This window comes from Mucilaginibacter hurinus, from assembly GCF_003324525.1.
Classification (GTDB): Bacteria; Bacteroidota; Bacteroidia; order Sphingobacteriales; family Sphingobacteriaceae; genus Mucilaginibacter; species Mucilaginibacter hurinus.
This window is the reverse complement of record NZ_QGDC01000006.1, coordinates 142,407-163,034: the sequence shown is the minus strand read 5'-3', so window position 1 is coordinate 163,034 and position 20,628 is coordinate 142,407. Positions and strand designations below refer to the sequence as shown.

Genomic DNA, 20,628 nt, shown 5'->3' with positions numbered 1-20,628 from the left:
TAAGACGACCTGCTGTTACACCAACTCAGGTAACATTCATACCACTACGATTAAGCTAAATTCTCTGATCAATCAAGGCTAGGAATACTATAGGGTATTTTTAACTTTGAGCAAGTGAAACAAGGACACTTCCATATATTAATCAGTCGTACAGATGCCATTGGCGATGTAGTGCTAACGCTTCCTGTGTGCGGATACTTGAAGAGTCGTTTTCCGGAAGTCACTATTTCTTTTTTAGGACGTACCTATACCGCACCTGTTATAAACGCCTGTACAGCTGTTGATTATTTTATCAATTATGACGAACTGTCCGCCTTATCTAAAACTGAACAGATAGAGGCGCTTCAAATAAAAAACTTCGATGCAGTTATACATATATTCCCGAATAAGCACGTAGCACATCTTACCAAGGCAGCAGGAATAAAATGGCGAATTGGAACAACAAACAGGTTTTTTCACTGGTTTACTTGTAATAAACTTGTAAAGTTAAGCCGGAAAAACTCCGATCTGCATGAGGCGCAGTTAAATATGGCTTTATTGAAACCGTTTGGCATACCGATACTACCACTTAAGGACGTTCATAAATTTTACGCTTTTGAGCCTGATGCCAATATCCCTTTTTCGATAGCGCATGTATTAAAAAAAGATAAATTCAACCTGATTATTCATCCTAAATCGCACGGAAGCGGGGCCGAATGGCCACTTGATAAATATTCAGAATTATTTAAATTATTAAGTCCAGCCATTAATATAATTATTACAGGTTCGGAAAAAGAACGTGCCTTGTTACAATATTGGATAACCGAACAGCCAATAGGCATTAATGACTTAACCGGCAAACTCAATTTAACAGAATTGTTAACCTTAATAAAGCTCTCCGATGGACTTGTGGCTGCAGGCACCGGGCCGTTACATGTAGCCGCCGCAACAGGAATAAATACACTTGGCCTGTTTCCACGCACCCGTCCTATCCATCCGGGAAGGTGGGCGCCAATTGGAGCACGGGCGCAATACCTTGAAAGTAACAACGGCACCTTAAACAACATACACCCGGCTTCAGCGGCAGCAATTATAAATAACTGGATAAAATGAAGAAGCATCGGCTTTTGATAACATTTGACGCCATGCGTTATCCAAACACCGGGTTGTACCATTTTGGAAAAAGTTTGGGAAAAGCTATTTTACGGAACAATGCCGGGCGATTTGATCTGGATTACTTTTTGTATCCCGGAACTACTGAGTTTGACGCGGATGCTGTAGACAAAACCTATTTAAAAAAATACAATAAGTTTTTTTTTATTAATAAAAAAAAGGCCGACCTATTCCATTTCACTGATCAGATGTCGCGATTAAAGCCTAAAAAAGTATTTGGAAGCAAAAAGATAATAACAATCCACGACATTAACCAGGTACATGAAAACGTAGGCGCTGATAAGCTTAAACTCTATTTAAAGAAATTAGGTGAACGCATTTATCCGTGCCAAAAAATAGTCGCGATATCTGAATTCGCTAAAAACGATGTGCTAAATTATTTTCCGGACATTGCCGACAAAATAAGTGTTATTTACAACGGCGCTGATAAACTAAAATTAAAACCAGGCCATCAGCCGCTATATAAACCGTCTGCGCCATTTCTATTTGCCATCGGTATCCTTTCGCCCAAAAAAAACTTCCACGTTTTACCGGCATTGTTGGTAAACAATGATTTTGAGCTGGTAATTTCAGGCCTCGAAACGCCCTACAAAGCCAGAATTATACAAGAGGCCACGCGGTTTGGAGTAGCCGACAGGATTAAACTCACTGGACCGGTATCTGATGATGACAAAACCTGGTATTATAGTAACTGTGAGGCGTTTGTATTTCCTTCTATAGCTGAAGGCTTTGGCTTACCCGTTATAGAAGCCATGCATTTTGGCAAACCTGTTTTTGCTTCCACGCACACTTCGTTACCTGAAATAGCCGGCCAGGCTGCCTATTATTTTAATAGTTTTGATCCGGAAGACATGCAGCAGACATTAATTAACGGCTTACAACATTACTATGATGATAATCCGGCTGGTAAAATAATGGCTCATGCCTGCCGCTATAATTGGGACACCAGTGCACAGCAATATTTAAAACTGTATACAGACTGTTTACAAGACGGCTAAACTTAAGCTCTGCCTCTTAATTTCCGTAGCATAAACCGCAGCCAGAACTTAAAACCGAAATTTTTTAGTATTAACCTGGGTTTATCTTTCTCAAAAATTTTATCCCGGGAATGACCAGACACCCCGGTATCACAAAATTTAGCAATTACAAAGTCGAGGTACTGCCAGCGCAGACGTTTATCGCCAAAGGTTTGCATATTTAGTGCAAAATCAGCTGATGAAGGATACTTAAGGTTATAATTATGCCATTTAAATACTACGCTCGGGTAAATTATAGATTGCTGTATAATGCCGTGCTTAGCTAGATAATAATCTGACACTTTACCCAGAGGTTTCAGCCCCCTGGTTAGCACACTACCATAATAAATAGCATGCTTATCAGTGAGGGCGAAGCACATGTTTGAAAAATCGGGCAGTAACTCATCGTCCGCACCTAAAAAATATATCCACTCGCCGTTAGCTTTTTTAAGCGCTTTGTTCATCGCATCATAAATGCCATTATCGTGTTCACTTTTCCAATAGTGTATACGGTTTGCATTTTCTTCAAGGATGCGCACCGTTCCATCGTTGCTCCCACCGTCAATTACTACAAGCTCAATCGCGGGATATGCCTGCATATAAACACTATCCAAACAAGTTTGCAAAGTACTTGCCGCGTTGTAAGTAACTATTATTATTGTTACGGTTTGATGCTGTGTAGAGCTTACCATGTTATACGATGCGCTAATGCTATATTTGCAAATGCCATGCAAAGTAAAAATATTAAAATCGAATATTGGCAGATATAAATGGCCGCTAACCGAAATTTATTCAGGTTAACACGATTTGTGTTACTTAAAGTACCTTACGTATTCAGGTTATTCGCCCGCTTTCGCGGCGCAAAAAAAAAGCTACTGATTATTAAGGCTGATGCTATTGGTGACTATGTATTATTCAGGAATTTTATTGAAACGATTAAATACTCAGGGAAATTTAAAAATCACGAACTACATCTGCTTGGCAACGAAATATGGCGCGACCTGGCACTCCACCATGACGCGACCCATATAACTAACTTTATTTTTACGAGGCCAAACCACCTTTACTATAGTCCTTGGATAGTGCTAAGACTAGGCTGGCAGCTTTTTAAAGGAAATTATGAGGTTGTTTTGAACCCTAACTCTACACGCAATTTTATCACAGATGGCTTTGCCGGACTTACCGCGGCTAAACATATCATCGGTTTTTATAGTGATACCGAAGGAATACCCGGCAAGTACAAAATAAAGACCGACAAATTTTACACACGACTCATCAACTTACCATCGTCAGTATATTTCGAGTTTCACCGGTCAAGGTATTTTATTGAAAAGGTGCTGGGCGAGCCGGTTAATTTAACACAGCCTTACTTTAAACTTCCTGTCGTTAAAAGGAAAGGTATACTGATATTTCCGGGAGCTGGTTTGCCGGAGCGTGGTTGGCAACCTGAAAGATTTGCCGCACTAATCAATGTACTTACCCGCTATACCAGCCAAACCATATACATTGCAGGTGGCAGTAATGAGGTAAGCGCTAATAACCTTATAACAAAACTAACCACTGCCAATAACGTAATTAACATAACAGGCAAAACTACTGTACCGGAACTAGTATCATTAATTGCATCTTCAGCACTGGTGATAGGTAATGACAGCAGCGCCATTCATATTGCCGCAGCAACTTCAACTCCTTCTGTCTGCATAACCGGGGGTGGTCATTTCAGGCGCTTTGTTCCGTATCCCCGCGAAATTGATAACGGGCCCTTTTGCATTTATCAAAAGCTGCCTTGCTATAATTGCAACTGGGAATGCATGCACCAGGTTACGCCGCAACAGACATTTCCGTGCATTGATGAAATTGATGTAGAACGAGTATGGCAATCTCTGGCGGTTAATTACCCTTTTATATCTGATAGTATTTAGTATATTACTATTAGCTTTGTAAACTTTTTAAATTTAATGAAGACTTATTTCAGGCTTTTATCGTTTGCTAAACCTATTGAGAAGTTTGCTATACCTTATGTTATATGCACAATTTTATATGTATTTTTTAGCACCGCTGTTTTAACCCTGCTTATTCCTTTACTTGATACGCTATTTAACGCTCACTCACAAAATACAGTCGTAAAACCCTCAGGTAGCGGACTGTCTGTTCTCAACCTGAAAGGCTGGTTTGATTATTACCTGCAATATTTTGTAAATAGCAAAGGCCAATGGGCGGCGCTGCAATTTGTATGCGTGGTAATGATAGTGGCTGTTATACTAGGTAATTTATTCAGGTACCTGGCGCAGCGGATTATGGAGAACCTGCGTATACACACATTGCTTAACATACGCAGGGCGGTATTTGGTAACGTTATGCGGTTACACCTCGGCTTTTTTAACAACGAGCGTAAAGGCGACATACTTTCAAAGATAGCCAACGAGGTACAGGTAGTGCAATATTCGGTAACAGGTACACTGCAGGTTATTTTTAAAGAGCCGCTGCAACTCATTGCCTTTTTGATAGCGCTTTTTGCCATCTCGGTGAAACTTACCCTCATATCTTTATTGGTTGTGCCGGTAGCCGGTTTAATAATAGCGCGCATTGTTAAACGCTTAAAAAGTCAGGCAATTGCGGCGCAAAACTCCTATTCAAATTTGGTGAGCTACTTAGATGAAGCATTGTCTGGCATCAAAATTATAAAAGCTTTTAATGCTACCGGTTTTATCACTACCAGGTTTGATGAGGAAAATGTACGTTATTCAAAAATCACTAAAAGCATGTCTAAACGGCAGCAGCTTGCATCTCCGGTATCCGAAGTTTTATCCATCACCATGATCACTTTTATAGTGTTGTATGGCGGGTACCAGGTAATCCATAATCAATCAGATCTTAAAGCAGCTCAATTCATCGCCTACATAGGTATTTTTTCACAATTAATGCGGCCGGCTAAAGCCATTGGCGACTCATTTAGCACCATTCACTCAGGCCTCGCCGCGGGTGAACGCATATTGGGTTTGATTGATGAAAAGCCTGCCATCACTGATAGTGCGAACGCCGTTGAGGTGAATGATTTCAGCGATGCAATCCGGTTAGAAAATGTTTCGTTTGCATATGGCGACCGCGAGGTTTTGAAGAATGTAAATTTAACTTTGCCAAAAGGAAAAAGCATAGCACTTGTAGGACCTTCAGGCGGCGGCAAATCTACTTTAATGGATATGTTGCCGCGATTTATCCAACCCTCATCAGGAAGGGTAACTTTTGACGGCCAGGATATTAAAAACATAAAAACGGATAGCCTGCGTAGTCTGATAGGTTTTGTTAACCAGGAATCCATCCTGTTTAATGATACTATATTCAATAATATAGCTTTCGGGAAAAGTAACGTTACCCCGGAACAGGTTGAAGCCGCCGCGCGTATTGCCAACGCTCATAACTTTATTATGGAAACCGATAATGGCTACAATACTAACATAGGCGACAGGGGTTCAAAATTATCAGGCGGTCAAAAACAACGCATAAGCATTGCCCGCGCGGTGCTTAACAATCCACCAATCATGCTGCTTGATGAAGCTACCTCGGCACTTGATACAGAATCAGAAAAACTGGTTCAGGATGCCCTTAACAACCTGATGAAGAACCGCACATCGCTTATTATAGCACACCGTTTAAGTACCATACAAAACGCTGATATCATTGTTGTGCTTGAGGACGGCGTAGTTGTGGAGCAGGGCAGCCATCTCGAACTGATTGAGCATAACGGCCTTTATCGTAAGCTAATAGATATGCAGACTTTTAATGCCGACTAATGGAGCAGGTAAAGGTTGCCGTTGTAATTCCTTTTTATAAAGAAAACCTTTCGCATAACGAATTGGTATCTGTACAGCAATGTTTTAAAATATTGGGCGGCTACCCAATAATAACGGTAAAACCCAATAGCCTGTCACTGTCAGAAGCAGTTACCAGCTTCCCGTTTACTGATACCGTCAATTTTGATGATGCCTATTTTAAAAACATAGCAGGGTACAACAGGTTAATGCTTTCGCCAGAGTTTTACGGAGCCTTTTTAAATTACGATTACATTTTAATTCACCAACCCGACGCCTTTGTTTTTAAAGATGAACTGCAGCATTGGTGTAATAAAAATTTCGACTACGTAGGGTCGCCCTGGATACGTACCACACATAAAACAAACAGGCTAAACTGGCTTGCGTCCAGATTTCGGTTTTTTGTTTACCGATATGTTAACCGGGGAAAAACCGGCCTCAGCAATTTTGCCGACCTAGAGTACCAAGTGGGTAATGGTGGCTTTTCTTTACGGCGGGTACAACGGTTTTATGAATTATGCAGTATACTTAAACCCGTTATAGATACTTATACCGCCAATAATCACCCGCTGTTCAATGAAGATATTTTTTGGAGTGTGGAAGTTAAGCGTCAGGGTTACCGTTTTAACATTCCACATTACAAGCAAGCAATTAAATTTGGTTTTGAAATTGCACCTGAGCGCGCCCGTATTCTCAATAACGGTGCCCTCCCCTTTGGGTGCCACGCCTGGGATATAAATATTGAATACTGGCGACCTATATTTAAAGAATACGGGTACGAGGTTACTTAAGGGCGCGAGGTGTTAAACTATCATGCACCTCGGCGCCACTATTTAAACTTATTTAAATCTGAAGCCTAAACCTATTTGCCATACCTGGTTGCGGTAATCAGGTATCATTGAATAAGCATCACTATTGCTGTCCTGAATATCGATAGTATATCGTGCGTGCAGATCTACAGTGCGGCTTAAATCCACACTTAACCCTATCACACCACCAAGTAAAGTTTTATTACCGGCATAATCATACCTATCATCAATTACGGTGACAAACCCGTTGCGGTAGCTGTTTTTTGAAGACACCAAAAACGATATCTGTGGACCTGCTACTAAATTAAATGAAGGACCGAGTTTTAATTTAGCCAACAAAGGCACATCAATAAAATTATTTCGCTGCCTGAAATCACCGTCGATAGTGGATGCGCTGTAACCTTTTTGCGAATACAATATTTCGGGCGCAAAAGATAGTGGATAAGTAATTGGCACCTCAAGTGTAAAGCCAGCATTTAATCCGGCGAGTGTATTGGTGCTAAAATCGGGTTCATAAGCATCAATAGTATTGGCTATGTTAATACCGGCTTTAAAACCTGTCTTCACCCGGTAAAAATCATTGTAACCGCGATTCATGCTAACGTTAGCCGGCGGCGGCCGCTTTACAATCACCCGGCGGGTCCTGTAACGCTGTGCGCTAACGTCGCCAGCCATCAATAAGCATATAGCAAAAAATGTAAGTTTTTTCATGAGTTTGATATTTAATATAAACTCATAGAATAAAACTGGCGGCAAAGGTTTATTCGTAACTAATTTTTTATAATAACAAAAACAATTGCTGCGAAATTTAGATTTAAGCTACATTTGAGACATGAGAGGATATATTACCCCCTTTAAATACATCGTACTATTTACTTCAATACTGTTAACCAACGGCGCCTTTGCCCAAAAAACCGACTTCATCCAATCTCTTTCAAAACAGAACCAATGGGTTGATTCAGTATTTGATAAACTCAGCAAGAAAGAGAAGATAGCCCAATTATTTTTTATACGTGCACACACCAACAAAGGCAAAGCCTATGAAGATACCGTTGAAAGCATGATAAAGAAACTGCATGTAGGTGGGGTAGTATTTTTCCAGGGCGGACCGGGCAGGCAGGCAGCGTTAACTAATCGTTATCAAAAAGTATCTAAAGTGCCTTTACTGGTAACGCTTGATGGTGAGTGGGGCGTGGGTATGCGGCTTGATTCCAGCTTGCAATATCCTTATCAAATGACGCTTGGCGCTATACAGGACAATAACCTTATATACAAAATGGGGCAGTTTATAGCGGCCGATTTTAAGCGGTTGGGCATGCACATGAATTTTGCGCCTGTAATGGATGTTAATAATAACCCTAACAATCCGGTTATCAACTATCGCTCATTTGGCGATAACAAATATAACGTAGCAAAAAAAGGCATAGCTTATTTTAAGGGCATGCAGGACGGTGGTATTTTAACCACAGCTAAACATTTCCCCGGCCATGGCGATACTAATGTCGATTCACATTACGATTTGCCGCTACTCCCATTTACCCGTGAAAGGCTTGATTCGTTGGAGTTATATCCTTTTCGCGAAGCAATAACGGCAGGCTTAAGCGGCATGATGATAGCGCATATGAATATTCCCGCGCTTGACAATTCAAAAAACAGACCGTCGACGCTGTCACGTCCTGTTATCACCGGATTGCTTAAAGACTCGCTGAAATTTAAGGGATTAGTTGTATCCGATGCGATGGAAATGAAAGGTGTTACAAAGTTTTTCCCCGAGGGGGAAGCTGATGTGCAGGCATTTATAGCAGGTAATGATATTATTGAGCTATCTGAAAATACGGAAAGAGCTATTAAGTTGGTCAGAAAAGCCATTCGTAAACATAAAGTATCAAAAGAAGAGTTTGAAGCGCGTGTTAAAAAGGTGCTTGCTGCAAAATATTGGGCGGGTTTGAACGATTACAAGGATGTATCACCTGCTGGAGTGGCAGCATCACTAAACCGTCCCGAGGCTCGTCAGCTTTTACAACAGCTAAGCGATGCGGCCGTAACCTTATTAAAAGGCAATACAGCCTCCTTAAGATTAAACCAAACACATCGTACGGCCATAGTAAGTGTCGGCACCGATCAGATTACCGTTTTTCAGCAGGAGCTTGCCCGGTGGTATCCTAACAGTATGCTATTTGTGGTTGGTAAGGCTACACCTGTACGGGAACTTAACGCCATGCTTGCCTCACTTAAAAAATACGACCAGGTTTATGTGGGTATTTATGATACCCGCAAACGCCCGCAAAGCAAACTTGATTACAACCTGGATATTAAATTTTTAATTGCTCAGCTTGCTGCCCAGCCCAACACTGTGATGAGCGTGTTTGCCAACGCATACACTATAGCAGGCTTACCGGGTATTGAAAAAAGTGGTGCGTTAATGGTTTGTTATCAAAATAACGACGAGCTGCAACGATCGGCTGTAAAAATTATCACGGGGCAAATGAAACCCATGGGCAAGCTTCCCGTAAGCGTAAATATGTTCTTCCCTACCGGAACGGGGGTGATGCTGCCATAAGCACAGTTAAATGCAAATATTTTTAGCAATGGTGTAAATGGTTTTGTAGCTTTACCTTACCATGCAAAACCCATCATTCAATAAGTACAATACCAAATTTAAGGAAGCCCTGGCAACGCTAAATGACGAACAACTTGCCGCAGTTAATAAAATGGATGGCCCTGTGCTGGTGGTTGCCGGGCCGGGCACAGGTAAAACTCAAATCCTTGCTGCACGTATTGGTAAAATACTTACTGACACAGATGCCTTACCTAACGAAATACTTTGCCTTACCTATACCGATGCAGGCGCGGTGGCCATGCGCAAGCGATTATTTGACTTTATAGGCCCCGACGCTTACCGTATAAACATATATACTTTCCATGCTTTTTGTAATGAAGTGATACAGGAAAACCTGGAGTATTTCGGCAAAATAAATCTTGATGCCATATCAGATCTCGACTCAGCAATGCTGTTTCAGGAATTGATAGACGATTTTGCAAACGATCATCCGCTTAAGCGCTTTACCGGCGACCGGTACTATGACGCGCCAAGGCTTAAGTCGTTGTTTTCGACAATGAAGCGCGAAAACTGGAGTGAAGATGCTATTATGCTGGCTGTAAAAAAGTTTGTTGAGGATTTGCCTAACCGCGAAGAGTACATTTACAAAAGGGCCAACCCTGCAAAGGGTATTAGCATTGGCGACCCAAAGCAGGCTGATATTGATAAGGTGGTTGACCAGATGAACAAATTGCTGGCCGCTGCAGGGGAGTATAAAAACTACGAAGCAAAAATGAAAGCCCGCAACTGGTATGATTATGATGACATGATTATATGGGTGCTCAAATCTTTTCGGGAAAATGAGGACATTTTGCGCCGCTACCAGGAGCGTTACCAGTATATTTTAGTGGATGAGTTTCAGGATACCAATGGCTCTCAAAACGAATTACTGAAGTTTTTATTAAACTACTGGGAAACACCCAACATCTTTGTCGTTGGTGATGACGACCAGTCTATTTATAAATTTCAGGGTGCCAACATGGGTAATATCCTTGATTTTGCCAACGATTATGTAGCTACGCTGCACACCATCGTACTTAAACATAATTACCGTTCAAATCAACAAATACTTGATATCTCGCGGGCGCTTATTGACAACAATAAGCAGCGGTTAACGGTACAATTAAAGCTGGATAAAAACCTCAGGGCATCACATCCCCGCTTTAATGAACTCGCGGTAGAGCCTACCGTGCGTGAGTATGAAAATCCGAACCAGGAATTGGTTGACGTGGCCCGAATCATAAAAAAATTGCTTAACGAAGGTGTGCCGGCTAACGAGATAGCCGTAATTTACCGTAACCACAGCCAGGCAGAGGACCTGGTACATTATTTAGATACGCAAAAAATAGCAGTAAATACTAAACGAAAGATAGATTTGCTCACTGTGCCTTTCGGCGAAAAAATCATCAGCATACTGCGGTACCTAAGCATGGAACTGGATACGCCGTATAGCGGTGATGAACTGCTGTTTGAGATTATGCACTATGATTTTTTCAGCATCCCGCCCATCGAAATAGCCAAGGCAACTGTTGCTGTGGCAAAAGAAAATTACGGTACTGCAAATAATAACGAACCTAAAACATCGCTGCGCAGATATATCAGCGAAATGCAGGCGCCTGCACAAACGGGACTGTTTGATACCAATCAACGTTTAGAAATAAAATTTTTAGCAAGCGACATTGACTACCTTTTAAAAGCTGCGACAAGTGTTACGCTCCAACAGCTCTTTCAGCAGGTTGTTACAAAGCTTGGCATCCTACGCTTTGTGATGTTACAGCCAGACAAGGGCGCATATATGCAAATGCTTACCAGCTTTTTTGATTTTATAAAGGATGAAAGCCGCAAAAACCCCGAGATAAACCTTGCGGAACTGGTCGCCATTATAGACCTGATGAAGAAGAACAGCATACGTATGGAGATAAATCAATCCATATTTTCTGAAAACGGCGTAAACTTTTTAACTGCACATGGTTCAAAAGGATTGGAATATGAACATGTATTTTTTATTGGCTGCGACAAAAACACCTGGGATAAAAAAGGCCGTAACTACGGCTTTAACTACCCGGACACCCTAACCGGATCGCCCGACGACGAAATTGCCCAAAAGGAAGAGGCCCGCCGTTTGTTTTACGTAGCTATTACGCGGGCTAAGCAATGCCTTAATATATCGTATGCCCGTAAAGACAGGAAAGGAAAAGATATCGAATCATCCCAGTTTGTGGGCGAAATACTGGCGCAATCGCAGCTTGATGTCATCCGTCCACAAGTAAGTACTGAGGATATGGTTGAATTTTTGGCTTCGCAATTTAACGAGGCTGATAAGCCCCAGGTTGAACTGCTGGATAAAAATTACATCAATCAATTGCTGCAAAACTATACTCTGTCGGTAACACATCTTAATAACTTTTTGGCTTGCCCGCTTAAATTTTACTTTCAATGTTTGATACGGGTGCCGGCAGGTAAAAGCCCTGCGGCCACATTTGGGCAGGCAGTACATTGGGCGCTTAATAAAGCGTTCCGTAAGCTTAAGGACAATAACGACGAGTTTATGCCCACGGCCGATTTTATCAATGAATTTAAGTGGTACATGTTCCGCAACCGCGACTCGTTTACAAAAATTGACTTTAAAAACAGGCTTGATTACGGCGAAAAAATACTGCCGCCCTATTACGAGCAGAATGTACCCGTGTGGAATAAGATAGCCGTAACAGAGCGAACCATCAAGAACATTGAAGTTGCCGGCGTGCCTATAAAGGGTAACCTGGATAAGATAGAATTTAATGGTAAACAGGCTATAGTTACCGATTACAAAACCGGTAAGCTATCAAACGCCAAAGATAAATTGTCGGCACCCACTAATGATAATCCTGACGGGGGCGATTATTGGAGACAAGCCGTATTTTATAAGATACTGGTAGATAACGACCGCACCAACGATTGGGAAGTAACCGGAACCATATTTGAATTTATTGAGCCGGTTAAAGATGAGTATTACAAAGAAAAATTTGTGATATCCCCGGTTGATATAGCCACAGTTACCGAACAGATAGCTTTAGTTTACCGAAAGATACTCAACCACGAGTTTAATACAGGCTGCGGTAAGAAGGAGTGCGATTGGTGCCATTTTGTTAAAAGTAATTTCAGGCAGGTGGGCGCTGTAACGGATGTTTCGGACGAGAGCGATGTGGATTAGTAATCGCCATAACGCGACGCTCATTGCCGCAACAGTTTGACTCAACGGAGTCTATAAAAAGTTAGGAGTTATGACACATATAGTACAGAGAGGGCATCCTTCGTATAATGTCGAATAGAACTATGCTTCCACGATGTCTTTCTCTCCTATTTGCTGCCGCCACATGGCATAGTACAGGCCTTTCTGCGTTAGTAGGTCGAGATGTTTTCCCGATTCAATGATGTTGCCTTTTTCAAGCACATATATCCTGTCTGCATGCATAATTGTGCTCAACCGGTGTGCTATCAATATGGTAATGTGATCTTTTTGCACAGACACATCACGTATTGTTTCAGTTATCTCTTCCTCGGTGAGTGAATCTAATGCCGAGGTGGCCTCATCAAACACCAGTATATCGGGCCTGCGTAACAAGGCGCGGGCTATGGATAATCGTTGCTTTTCGCCGCCGGAAACTTTCACCCCGCCTTCACCTATTACCGTATCCAGCCCCTTATCGGCGCGTGCCAGCAGGTTTTGGCAGGCTGCACGTTGCAACACTTCCATACACTCTGCATCAGTAGCGCCAGGACGGACAAATTGCAGATTTTCGCGTATGGTACCCGAAAATAATTGGGCATCCTGCGTTACAAAACCTATTTTTTCGCGCAGTTGGTCAAGGTCAATGTCCCTGCTCAACGTTTTATTGTACAATATATCTCCCTTAAGCGGCGGATACAGACCGACAAGTAACTTAACCAGTGTAGTTTTACCAGACCCTGACGGCCCTACAAACGCTATAGTTTCACCTGTGTTAACCTCAAAATCAATATCATTCAGTGCGTTCCGGTTGGCTGTGAGATGCTTAAAGGTTACATCCTGAAAGGTAAGGTTGGTCACTTTTTCCAACAGCACCGGCTTCTCCGGTTTAATATCAATCGGTGTAGTTAATATGCCGTTAAAATTGCTTAATGAAACTTCTGCTTCCCGCCACGACAAAATAACGTTGCCAAGCTCCTGCAGCGGATTAAATAAAAAGAAGGAATAAAAAAGGAAGCTGAAGTATTGTCCCGGTGATATTGTCTCTTCAAATATTAGCATCAGCAATATTACCACCATAATACTACGCACAAGATTAACAGTAGTGCCTTGTAAAAAACTCATGCTGCGCACAAATTTCACCTTCTTTAATTCAAGGTCGAGTATTTTATAAGTGGTTTTATTTAATCGCTGTATTTCCTGGTTAGCCAGGCCAAGACTTTTAACCAGTTCGATATTCCGTAACGATTCGGTAGTTGACCCGGCAAGCGCAGTAGTTTCACTAATGATCTTCCTTTGTATGGTTTTTATGCGTTTGCTCAGGACAAGGCTTACAAATGCAATAACGGGTATGGCGCCAAAGTATACCAATGTAACTTTGTAACTAACGCTTATTGAGTAAATAATAACAAATATCATCCCTATCAGGCTTACAAACAAGATACTGATAAAAGAGGTTATAAACTTTTCGCTGTCGGTACGCACCTTTTGCAGTATAGCAAGCGTTTCCCCGCTGCGCTGATCTTCAAAAACCTGGTAAGGTAGCTGTAAGGAATGTTTCAAACCATCAGCATACATCGCGGCACCGGTTTTTTGTACAATAATACTGGTAAAATAATCCTGGAAGTTTTTTGCTATGCGCGATACCATGGCCGCGCCTACTGACAAGCCTACCAATAGCAGCACATTATTGATGAACTGCTTTTCCGTAAGTTCTTTTCGTTTTTCTATTACTTCGTCAACAATCCGTCCGGTAACGTAAGGCTCTAATAATGAAAAACCGATATTAAAAGCAGCCAATACAAGGGCGAGTATTACCACCCATTTATGCTTAGACAGATAAGATAACAGCAATTTCATGATCAACAAAAATAAAAAAGGGAATGGTGTAAAAACCCGCTCCCTTTTAATATGACATTAGGAATATTTTTATAAAGAAGTATTTATAGCTATTTTTAAGTATGAGAATCCTAATTATCAGCCTGTTATTATTAGTCGGCTTTTTGAATATCTCGGCGCAAGTACCTAAGGAGTGCAATTTTTTAAGTGATATACAATTCAAAAACGGCAAGGCTATAATTGTAGTTAAAGCCTCTCTTCAATCAATTCACCAAGCACCCGATCATAAAGAGCTTAAAAAGCTGTCGGATAAAAATAAATTAAGCTTTAAGGATTATTTTACTTACCATGAATGTTGCGGATGGGTAGGGTCGGCAATATCCTTTTATCCATCTGGGTGCTTAGGTGTGTATATGGCATACAAATTTAATAAGGGGAAGTATCCAAACCTTGTGACAGGTAATACATATTATTTAACTTGCGCTGTATATAAAAACACCGCTGAGGATCCCGTTATTTTACTTACCGGCATTTCAGAAAAAGCGCCTGATAGGCAATAAAAAAGCCACCTATTTTGTAGATGGCTCTTTGTGATAAATGGTTTGTGTTAAACCGTCATTATGTCTTTTTCCTTAGCTTCAGAAAGCTGGTCGACTTTAACTATATAGCTATCCGTTAACTTTTGCACTTCAGCTTCACCCACTTTTATTTCATCTTCCGAAACGCCTTCGCCCTTCAGCTTTTTTATTTTTTCGTTCGCATCTTTGCGGATATTGCGAATGGCAATTTTACCATTTTCAGCTTCTGCTTTAGCTTTTTTCACCAGGTCGCGGCGGCGCTCTTCGGTAAGCGGCGGAACATTGATGCGAATAATAACGCCATCATTTTGGGGGTTAACACCCAAATTGGCTTCCATAATAGCCTTTTCAATAGGGCCAAGCAATGACTTTTCCCATGGTTGTACCACAATGGTACGTGCATCAGGCGTATTTACGCTGCCTACCTGGCTTAAAGGTGTAGGGCTACCATAGTAGTCAACCACAATGTCGTCAAGCATGGAGGGGCTTGCCTTACCGGCACGTATTTTATTCAATTCGTTATCTGCATGGTCAATGGCTTTTTCCATTAATCCTTTTGCATCGCTTACTTGCTTTTTAATGAGTTCGCTCATCTTGTTATATTTTAAACAAAAATAATAAAAAGTATCAAAGGGCGTCAACCCTTTCGGCACACAGATTCACCAACGCCTGATAGAGTTGACGGGGTTCATGCCTGTACGTTGGCGAGACCCATGCGGTGTTAAGTTTTATCTTACCACCGTACCCACTTGCTCACCTTGTGCCAGTTTAATGAAATTACCTTCCTTGTTCATGTCAAACACCACAATGGGTAATTTATTTTCTTTACACAGCGTTATCGCCGTCATATCCATTACGTTCAACCCTTTATCATATACCTCCTGGAAAGATATTTCATCATAACGGGTGGCGGTTGGGTCTTTCTCCGGATCAGCAGTATAAATACCATCAACACGGGTACCTTTCATCACCACATCGGCTTTTATTTCAATAGCACGCAAAGAGGCTGCCGTATCCGTTGTAAAGTAAGGATTGCCTGTGCCCGCGCCAAAAATCACTACTTTGCCGCTTTGCAGGTGCGCCATGGCCCGCCGGCGGATATACGGCTCACATATTTGTTCCATTTTAATAGCCGACTGCAGGCGTGTATCAATACCTATATCTTCCATAGCGCTTTGCAGTGCCATGCAATTTATAACGGTGGCCAGCATGCCCATGTAGTCGGCCTGCGCACGCTCCATTCCGGATTTTTCGGCACTTAAGCCCCTGAAGATATTGCCCCCGCCTACTACTATAGCTACCTCAATGCCGGCGTCAATAACGGTTTTAATATCCTGCGCATATTGCTGTACGCGATTATTGTCAATGCCATATTGCTTATCGCCCATCAATGATTCGCCGCTAAGCTTAAGTAATATTCTTTTGTACTTCATGTAGATATTTTATGGGATTTTGTCAGTTAATTTGTTTGCTCGGTTATCTCACCCCTCAAAATTGTAGCCACGGGTGTAAACTTATCATTAAATATTAATATGTCCGCATCATAGCCGGCCTCAATTTTACCTTTTGTTTTTAGAGATGCTAATTTTGCGGGATATAGTGACGCCATGTTTATGGCCTCGGCAAGTTCAATGCCGGCATGTTTAACACAATTGGCCACCCCTTTAAGCATAGTTAAAGCCGATCCGGAAATTGTACCATTCATTACGTAATGGTCACCATTCAGTTTGTGCCGGTGTTCGCCCTCCGTTGTTTCGGTAACGGCATCGGTTATTATAAATAGCTTATCGCGCAGCAACTGCTTGCCTAATGCTAACATAGGGTAGCTTACATGTATACCATCAGGCACTATACTAGTGTACGGCTTTTTTTCGAAAATAGCAGGTACAATGCCCGGCTCGCCCCGGTGCAGCATAGGCTGCATAGCATTGTATAAATGGGTAGCTGCGTTAATCTTGTTATCAAAAAATAACGACGCCTGTTGGTAAGTAGCGTCGCTGTGTCCGGCAGAAAGAATAATATCCTGCGAAAGCAGGTAGTCAATTACTTCCATATCTTGCAATTCCGGCGCTATGGTCATCATTTTGATCACCCCTTTACCACGCTGTACCCAGCTCTTTACTTCGCCGATAGCAGCTTTTTTGATATAATTTTCAGGGTGTGCGCCTTTGCGTTTAGCATTAATAAATGGTCCTTCTATATGCAATCCTAAAAAAGCCCCTATGGCATGTTTGTAGTAATCGCGTCCGGCATCTATGGCACGCTCAATAACATTTTTATGATTAGTGGCCGTCGTAGCAAAAAAACCGGTTGTACCCTGGTCAATAAAGTCGTTCTCCATTTGTTCCAAAGCCCCAACCGAAGGATTGCCGCTAAACAGTTTGCCGCCGCTGCCATATACCTGCAGGTCAATTAAGCCGGGAGCCAGGTAATTGCCATTAATATCTTTTATTTCAAAGTCACCGGGTATTTCAGTTTGGGTAACCACGCCGGTTATTTTACCGCCCTCCATTAAAACTGCCTCACCTTCGGTAATGATACCGTTGTTTATCAGTTTTATGTTAGTTAAGGCAATTTTCATTTCTCTTTCTCGTCTTTGCGGGTAACGGAGCAATCTTTTCAGACAAGCAAATGAATAAGCTTAAAAGATTGCCTTGTTTTTACCCGCGACGTATAATTCTGGTTGTCCTGCTGAACTTATCGAAACATGTGTGCAAACACCTCACGCATGCCCTTTGACATGTTCAGGATTACATCCTCTTTTATGTCATTAATCTTTCGTAGTTCCACGGATTGATAATCTCGCAAACGATTTAAGATTACAAAAAAAATCCCCCTCGTTTTAGCGAGGGGGATAAATAATTTATGCTCCTAAAGCAACTCGTTTAAAGGCGGTTACTGTTAGGCCTTTTTCCACAGTTGCTAAAAACTGCGAAATATTTTTTGAAGGATCTTTCACAAATTCCTGGTTTAACAAAGTTGAATCTTTGTAGAATTTGTTCAGTTTACCGGCAGCGATCTTTTCAACCATTTCTTCCGGTTTACCTTCGGCACGTATTTGATCTTTAGCAATAGCCAGTTCACGCTCAATGGTAGTAGCGTCTACGCCATCTTTATCAATTGCTACAGGGTTCATGGCAGCAATTTGCATTGCTACGTCTTTGCCCGCTTCATCAGCACCATCTACATTAGCACTTAAACCAACCAACACAGCCAGGCGGAAGTTGCCATGTATATAGGCAACAACTTTTTCAGCTTCAACAACTTCATATTTAGATACACCTATTTTCTCGCCAATTTTACCGGTACGGTCTGTAATAGCCTCGCCGATAGATATGCGTGATACTTCGGTATCAATTTCAAGTTTTAATAAGTCTTCAACCGACGCCGGAGTTTTTTCAACAGCAGCATTAGCTATAGCGTTAGCAAAGGCAACAAACTCAGCGTTTTTAGCCACAAAGTCAGTTTCGCAATTTACTTCAACAATAATGCCTTTTTTGCCGTCAGCCGAAGCACGTGCAATAACAACACCTTCGTTTGACTCGCGGTCCTGGCGGCTTGCTGCTACTTTAGCGCCTTTTTTCCTTAAAAAATCAATAGCAGCTTCAAAATCACCATTGGTTTCAGTTAAAGCCTTTTTGCAATCCATCATGCCGGCGCCTGTTTGCTGGCGCAGTTTATTTACATCAGATGCAGATATTTGTACTGTAGACATTTTGTTATATTTTTTTAAAAGTTGAAAGTTGCAGGTTGTGAGTTGCAGGCAGTACTTACAACCGGTAACTCACAACATGCAACTCAAAAATTATTCCTCAGTGCTTTCAGCAGCCGGAGCTTCAGGCTCAACCGCAGTAGCTTCTGCTTCTGCTGTTACCCTTTTGCGTTTACCGCCTTCGGCAGATGCGCCAGCTGCGGCAGCCTCAGGGCTGTCAGCTTTTGCTTTTGCAGCAGCAGCTTCTTTTTCAGCTTCATCCTCTTTTTCGCGTTTGCGCTCATCTAAACCTTCTTCAATAGCTTTGATAACTATTGAAGTGATCAAAGAGATAGATTTAGTTGCATCATCATTCGCCGGGATAGGGAAATCGATGTTTGAAGGATCAGAGTTAGTATCAACCATCGCAAAGGTTGGTATATTTAACTTCAGCGCTTCAGAAACCGCGATATGTTCTTTCTTAACGTCGATCAGGAAAAGCGCTGCAGGTAAACGGTTCAGGTCGGCAATACCGCCCAGTAACGTTTCAAGCTTTACACGCTCACGCTGTATCATCAGCCTTTCCTTTTTTGAAAGATTGCTGTAAGTACCATCTTTAGTCAATTTATCGATGTTTGACATCTTTTTGATTGACTTGCGAACGGTAGCGAAGTTAGTTAGCATGCCACCCAACCAACGCTCGGTTACGAAAGGCATGTTCACTGATTTTGCCTGTTCAGCAACGATGTCTTTTGCTTGTTTCTTCGTAGCAACAAACAAAACTTTACGTCCTGATTTTACAATTTGTTTTATAGCTGATGCAGCTTCTTCAACCTTAGTTAAGGTTTTATTTAAATCGATAATGTGGATACCGTTGCGCTCCATGAAAATGTACTGAGCCATTTTCGGGTCCCATTTGCGGGTAAGGTGACCAAAGTGTACACCTGCATCCAGTAAATCCTGATATGTTGTTCTAGCCATTGTTGAGTCCTCCTTAAAATTAACGTTTACTGAATTGAAATTTCTTCCTTGCTTTCCTGCGTCCTGGTTTTTTACGCTCAACCATACGGTCGTCGCGGGTCATCAAACCTTTGGCACGCAGTGCCGGTTTCTTTTCAGCGTCAAGTTCAACAATAGCTTTAGCAATAGCTAAACGAACGGCCTCTGCCTGTCCTTTAACACCGCCACCGGCTACGTTAACTTTAACATCATACTGGCCAGCTACACCCGCAACTTCTGTTGACTGGGTTACTATGTACTGTAGTGGCAATGTTGGGAAGTACTCTTTGTAATCTTTACCGTTTACGATAATGGCGCCGCTACCTTCGTTAAGGTAAATGCGGGCAACGGCTGTTTTTCTTCTGCCTGAAGTGTTTGTTGTTGGCATTTCTTTTCTCCTTTTGAATTAAAAAATTAAATGGCTTTTGGGTTTTGAGCGGCATGTGGATGCTCAGCACCTGCATATACATGCAAATTGCCAAACAATGCTTTGCCCAAACGATTTTTAGGTAACATACCACGCACGGCTTTTTCAATTACACGTGTTGGATGTTTTGCCATTAACTCCTTAGGAGAAATGAAGCGCTGACCGCCCGGATACCCGGTGTATGAAACATACTGTTTATCGCTAAACTTGTTTCCGGTTAACTTTACCTTGTCTGCATTAATAACAATTACGTTATCACCGCAGTCTACGTTTGGGGTAAATCCTGGCTTGTTTTTTCCCCTGATGATCATAGCGATCTTAGAAGACAAGCGCCCCAATATCTCGCCTTGTGCGTCAACAACAACCCATTCCTTGTTAACGGTTTTTTTGTTGGCCGAGACAGTTTTGTAACTTAACGTATTCACTTGCTTAAAATTAAATTAATTAAACGTTTATTATACCCCGCATTTTCGGGACTGCAAAGATACGGTTTTTTCAATA

The 20,628-nt window shown here is 41.8% G+C and carries 18 protein-coding genes; 8 read left to right on the top strand and 10 right to left on the bottom strand.

The annotated features are described in order from the left end of the window. Positions 1–114: 114 nt before the first annotated feature. Together DJ568_RS12120 and DJ568_RS12115 are read left to right on the top strand one after the other, a co-directional pair. Positions 115–1,092 (top strand): glycosyltransferase family 9 protein, encoded by a 978-nt coding sequence (locus DJ568_RS12120; protein ID WP_233496684.1) that lies wholly within the window; start codon positions 115–117, stop codon positions 1,090–1,092. Next, entirely contained in the window at positions 1,089–2,150 is a 1,062-nt protein-coding gene (locus DJ568_RS12115; protein WP_114005542.1) for a glycosyltransferase family 4 protein, read from the top strand. The genes DJ568_RS12120 and DJ568_RS12115 overlap by 4 nt, the downstream gene beginning before the upstream one ends. Before the next feature lie 2 nt (positions 2,151–2,152). On the opposite strand, the gene DJ568_RS12110 is transcribed toward DJ568_RS12115, so the two are convergent. After that, positions 2,153–2,860: a glycosyltransferase family 2 protein gene (locus tag DJ568_RS12110; protein WP_114005541.1), complete on the bottom strand. Its 708-nt coding sequence runs from the start codon at positions 2,858–2,860 to the stop codon at positions 2,153–2,155. Between the two features lie 117 nt (positions 2,861–2,977). On the opposite strand from DJ568_RS12110, the gene DJ568_RS12105 reads away from it, so the two are divergent. From DJ568_RS12105 to DJ568_RS12095, 3 genes are read left to right on the top strand one after another with little or no spacing between them, the layout of a single operon-like run. Beyond that, positions 2,978–4,090, top strand: coding sequence for a glycosyltransferase family 9 protein (locus DJ568_RS12105; RefSeq protein ID WP_158534929.1), 1,113 nt, complete (start codon positions 2,978–2,980; stop codon positions 4,088–4,090). Positions 4,091–4,126: 36 nt separating this feature from the next. Further along, complete coding sequence (locus tag DJ568_RS12100; RefSeq protein ID WP_114005539.1) at positions 4,127–5,959, top strand: ABC transporter ATP-binding protein; 1,833 nt, start codon at positions 4,127–4,129, stop codon at positions 5,957–5,959. Continuing rightward, positions 5,959–6,768, top strand: a complete 810-nt coding sequence (locus DJ568_RS12095; protein ID WP_114005538.1) for a DUF5672 family protein — start codon at positions 5,959–5,961, stop codon at positions 6,766–6,768. Before DJ568_RS12100 ends, DJ568_RS12095 begins: the two co-directional genes overlap by 1 nt. A gap of 48 nt (positions 6,769–6,816) precedes the next feature. On the opposite strand, the gene DJ568_RS12090 is transcribed toward DJ568_RS12095, so the two are convergent. Then, positions 6,817–7,497: a porin family protein gene (locus DJ568_RS12090; RefSeq protein WP_233496683.1), complete on the bottom strand. Its 681-nt coding sequence runs from the start codon at positions 7,495–7,497 to the stop codon at positions 6,817–6,819. 121 nt (positions 7,498–7,618) lie between these two features. Between DJ568_RS12090 and DJ568_RS12085 the strand changes: the two genes are divergently transcribed. After that, positions 7,619–9,346 carry a glycoside hydrolase family 3 protein gene (locus DJ568_RS12085; RefSeq protein ID WP_114005537.1) on the top strand — a complete coding sequence of 576 codons (1,728 nt, stop codon included), beginning with the start codon at positions 7,619–7,621 and terminating at the stop codon, positions 9,344–9,346. Positions 9,347–9,407: 61 nt separating this feature from the next. After that, entirely contained in the window at positions 9,408–12,578 is a 3,171-nt protein-coding gene (locus tag DJ568_RS12080) for an ATP-dependent DNA helicase (protein WP_114005536.1), read from the top strand. A gap of 120 nt (positions 12,579–12,698) precedes the next feature. Here DJ568_RS12080 and DJ568_RS12075 read toward each other — a convergent pair whose 3' ends face one another. Beyond that, positions 12,699–14,453 carry an ABC transporter ATP-binding protein gene (locus DJ568_RS12075; protein WP_114005535.1) on the bottom strand — a complete coding sequence of 585 codons (1,755 nt, stop codon included), beginning with the start codon at positions 14,451–14,453 and terminating at the stop codon, positions 12,699–12,701. A gap of 101 nt (positions 14,454–14,554) precedes the next feature. Here DJ568_RS12075 and DJ568_RS12070 point away from each other — a divergent pair, with 101 nt between their 5' ends. Beyond that, positions 14,555–14,992 (top strand): hypothetical protein, encoded by a 438-nt coding sequence (locus DJ568_RS12070; RefSeq protein ID WP_114005534.1) that lies wholly within the window; start codon positions 14,555–14,557, stop codon positions 14,990–14,992. Between the two features lie 47 nt (positions 14,993–15,039). On the opposite strand, the gene frr is transcribed toward DJ568_RS12070, so the two are convergent. From frr to rplM, 7 genes are all read right to left on the bottom strand, one after another. Then, entirely contained in the window at positions 15,040–15,603 is a 564-nt protein-coding gene (gene frr, locus DJ568_RS12065; protein WP_114005533.1) for a ribosome recycling factor, read from the bottom strand. A gap of 135 nt (positions 15,604–15,738) precedes the next feature. After that, complete coding sequence (pyrH, locus tag DJ568_RS12060; protein ID WP_114005532.1) at positions 15,739–16,443, bottom strand: UMP kinase; 705 nt, start codon at positions 16,441–16,443, stop codon at positions 15,739–15,741. Between the two features lie 26 nt (positions 16,444–16,469). Further along, the gene (gene nagA, locus DJ568_RS12055; protein WP_114005531.1) at positions 16,470–17,591 is read right to left on the bottom strand and encodes an N-acetylglucosamine-6-phosphate deacetylase; all 1,122 of its coding nucleotides are present in this window, start codon (positions 17,589–17,591) and stop codon (positions 16,470–16,472) included. A gap of 282 nt (positions 17,592–17,873) precedes the next feature. Next, positions 17,874–18,725: a translation elongation factor Ts gene (tsf, locus tag DJ568_RS12050; protein ID WP_114005530.1), complete on the bottom strand. Its 852-nt coding sequence runs from the start codon at positions 18,723–18,725 to the stop codon at positions 17,874–17,876. Between the two features lie 90 nt (positions 18,726–18,815). Further along, positions 18,816–19,682 carry a 30S ribosomal protein S2 gene (gene rpsB / locus DJ568_RS12045; RefSeq protein ID WP_114005529.1) on the bottom strand — a complete coding sequence of 289 codons (867 nt, stop codon included), beginning with the start codon at positions 19,680–19,682 and terminating at the stop codon, positions 18,816–18,818. A 19-nt stretch (positions 19,683–19,701) separates the two neighbouring features. Further along, positions 19,702–20,088, bottom strand: coding sequence for a 30S ribosomal protein S9 (rpsI, locus tag DJ568_RS12040; RefSeq protein WP_114005528.1), 387 nt, complete (start codon positions 20,086–20,088; stop codon positions 19,702–19,704). Between the two features lie 26 nt (positions 20,089–20,114). Next, positions 20,115–20,552 carry a 50S ribosomal protein L13 gene (gene rplM, locus DJ568_RS12035; protein ID WP_114005527.1) on the bottom strand — a complete coding sequence of 146 codons (438 nt, stop codon included), beginning with the start codon at positions 20,550–20,552 and terminating at the stop codon, positions 20,115–20,117. Positions 20,553–20,628 lie beyond the last annotated feature (76 nt).

Bases quoted from the DNA above. Each gene is read 5' to 3' on its own strand.
- rpsI (WP_114005528.1), bottom strand. From the start codon at position 20,088: ATGCCAACAACAAACACTTCAGGCAGAAGAAAAACAGCCGTTGCCCGC.
- DJ568_RS12080 (WP_114005536.1), top strand. From the start codon at position 9,408: ATGCAAAACCCATCATTCAATAAGTACAATACCAAATTTAAGGAAGCC.
- DJ568_RS12070 (WP_114005534.1), top strand. From the start codon at position 14,555: ATGAGAATCCTAATTATCAGCCTGTTATTATTAGTCGGCTTTTTGAAT.
- frr (WP_114005533.1), bottom strand. From the start codon at position 15,603: ATGAGCGAACTCATTAAAAAGCAAGTAAGCGATGCAAAAGGATTAATG.
- DJ568_RS12085 (WP_114005537.1), top strand. From the start codon at position 7,619: ATGAGAGGATATATTACCCCCTTTAAATACATCGTACTATTTACTTCA.
- DJ568_RS12075 (WP_114005535.1), bottom strand. From the start codon at position 14,453: ATGAAATTGCTGTTATCTTATCTGTCTAAGCATAAATGGGTGGTAATA.
- DJ568_RS12115 (WP_114005542.1), top strand. From the start codon at position 1,089: ATGAAGAAGCATCGGCTTTTGATAACATTTGACGCCATGCGTTATCCA.
- DJ568_RS12095 (WP_114005538.1), top strand. From the start codon at position 5,959: ATGGAGCAGGTAAAGGTTGCCGTTGTAATTCCTTTTTATAAAGAAAAC.
- DJ568_RS12100 (WP_114005539.1), top strand. From the start codon at position 4,127: ATGAAGACTTATTTCAGGCTTTTATCGTTTGCTAAACCTATTGAGAAG.
- DJ568_RS12090 (WP_233496683.1), bottom strand. From the start codon at position 7,497: ATGAAAAAACTTACATTTTTTGCTATATGCTTATTGATGGCTGGCGAC.
- pyrH (WP_114005532.1), bottom strand. From the start codon at position 16,443: ATGAAGTACAAAAGAATATTACTTAAGCTTAGCGGCGAATCATTGATG.
- nagA (WP_114005531.1), bottom strand. From the start codon at position 17,591: ATGAAAATTGCCTTAACTAACATAAAACTGATAAACAACGGTATCATT.
- tsf (WP_114005530.1), bottom strand. From the start codon at position 18,725: ATGTCTACAGTACAAATATCTGCATCTGATGTAAATAAACTGCGCCAG.
- DJ568_RS12110 (WP_114005541.1), bottom strand. From the start codon at position 2,860: ATGGTAAGCTCTACACAGCATCAAACCGTAACAATAATAATAGTTACT.
- rpsB (WP_114005529.1), bottom strand. From the start codon at position 19,682: ATGGCTAGAACAACATATCAGGATTTACTGGATGCAGGTGTACACTTT.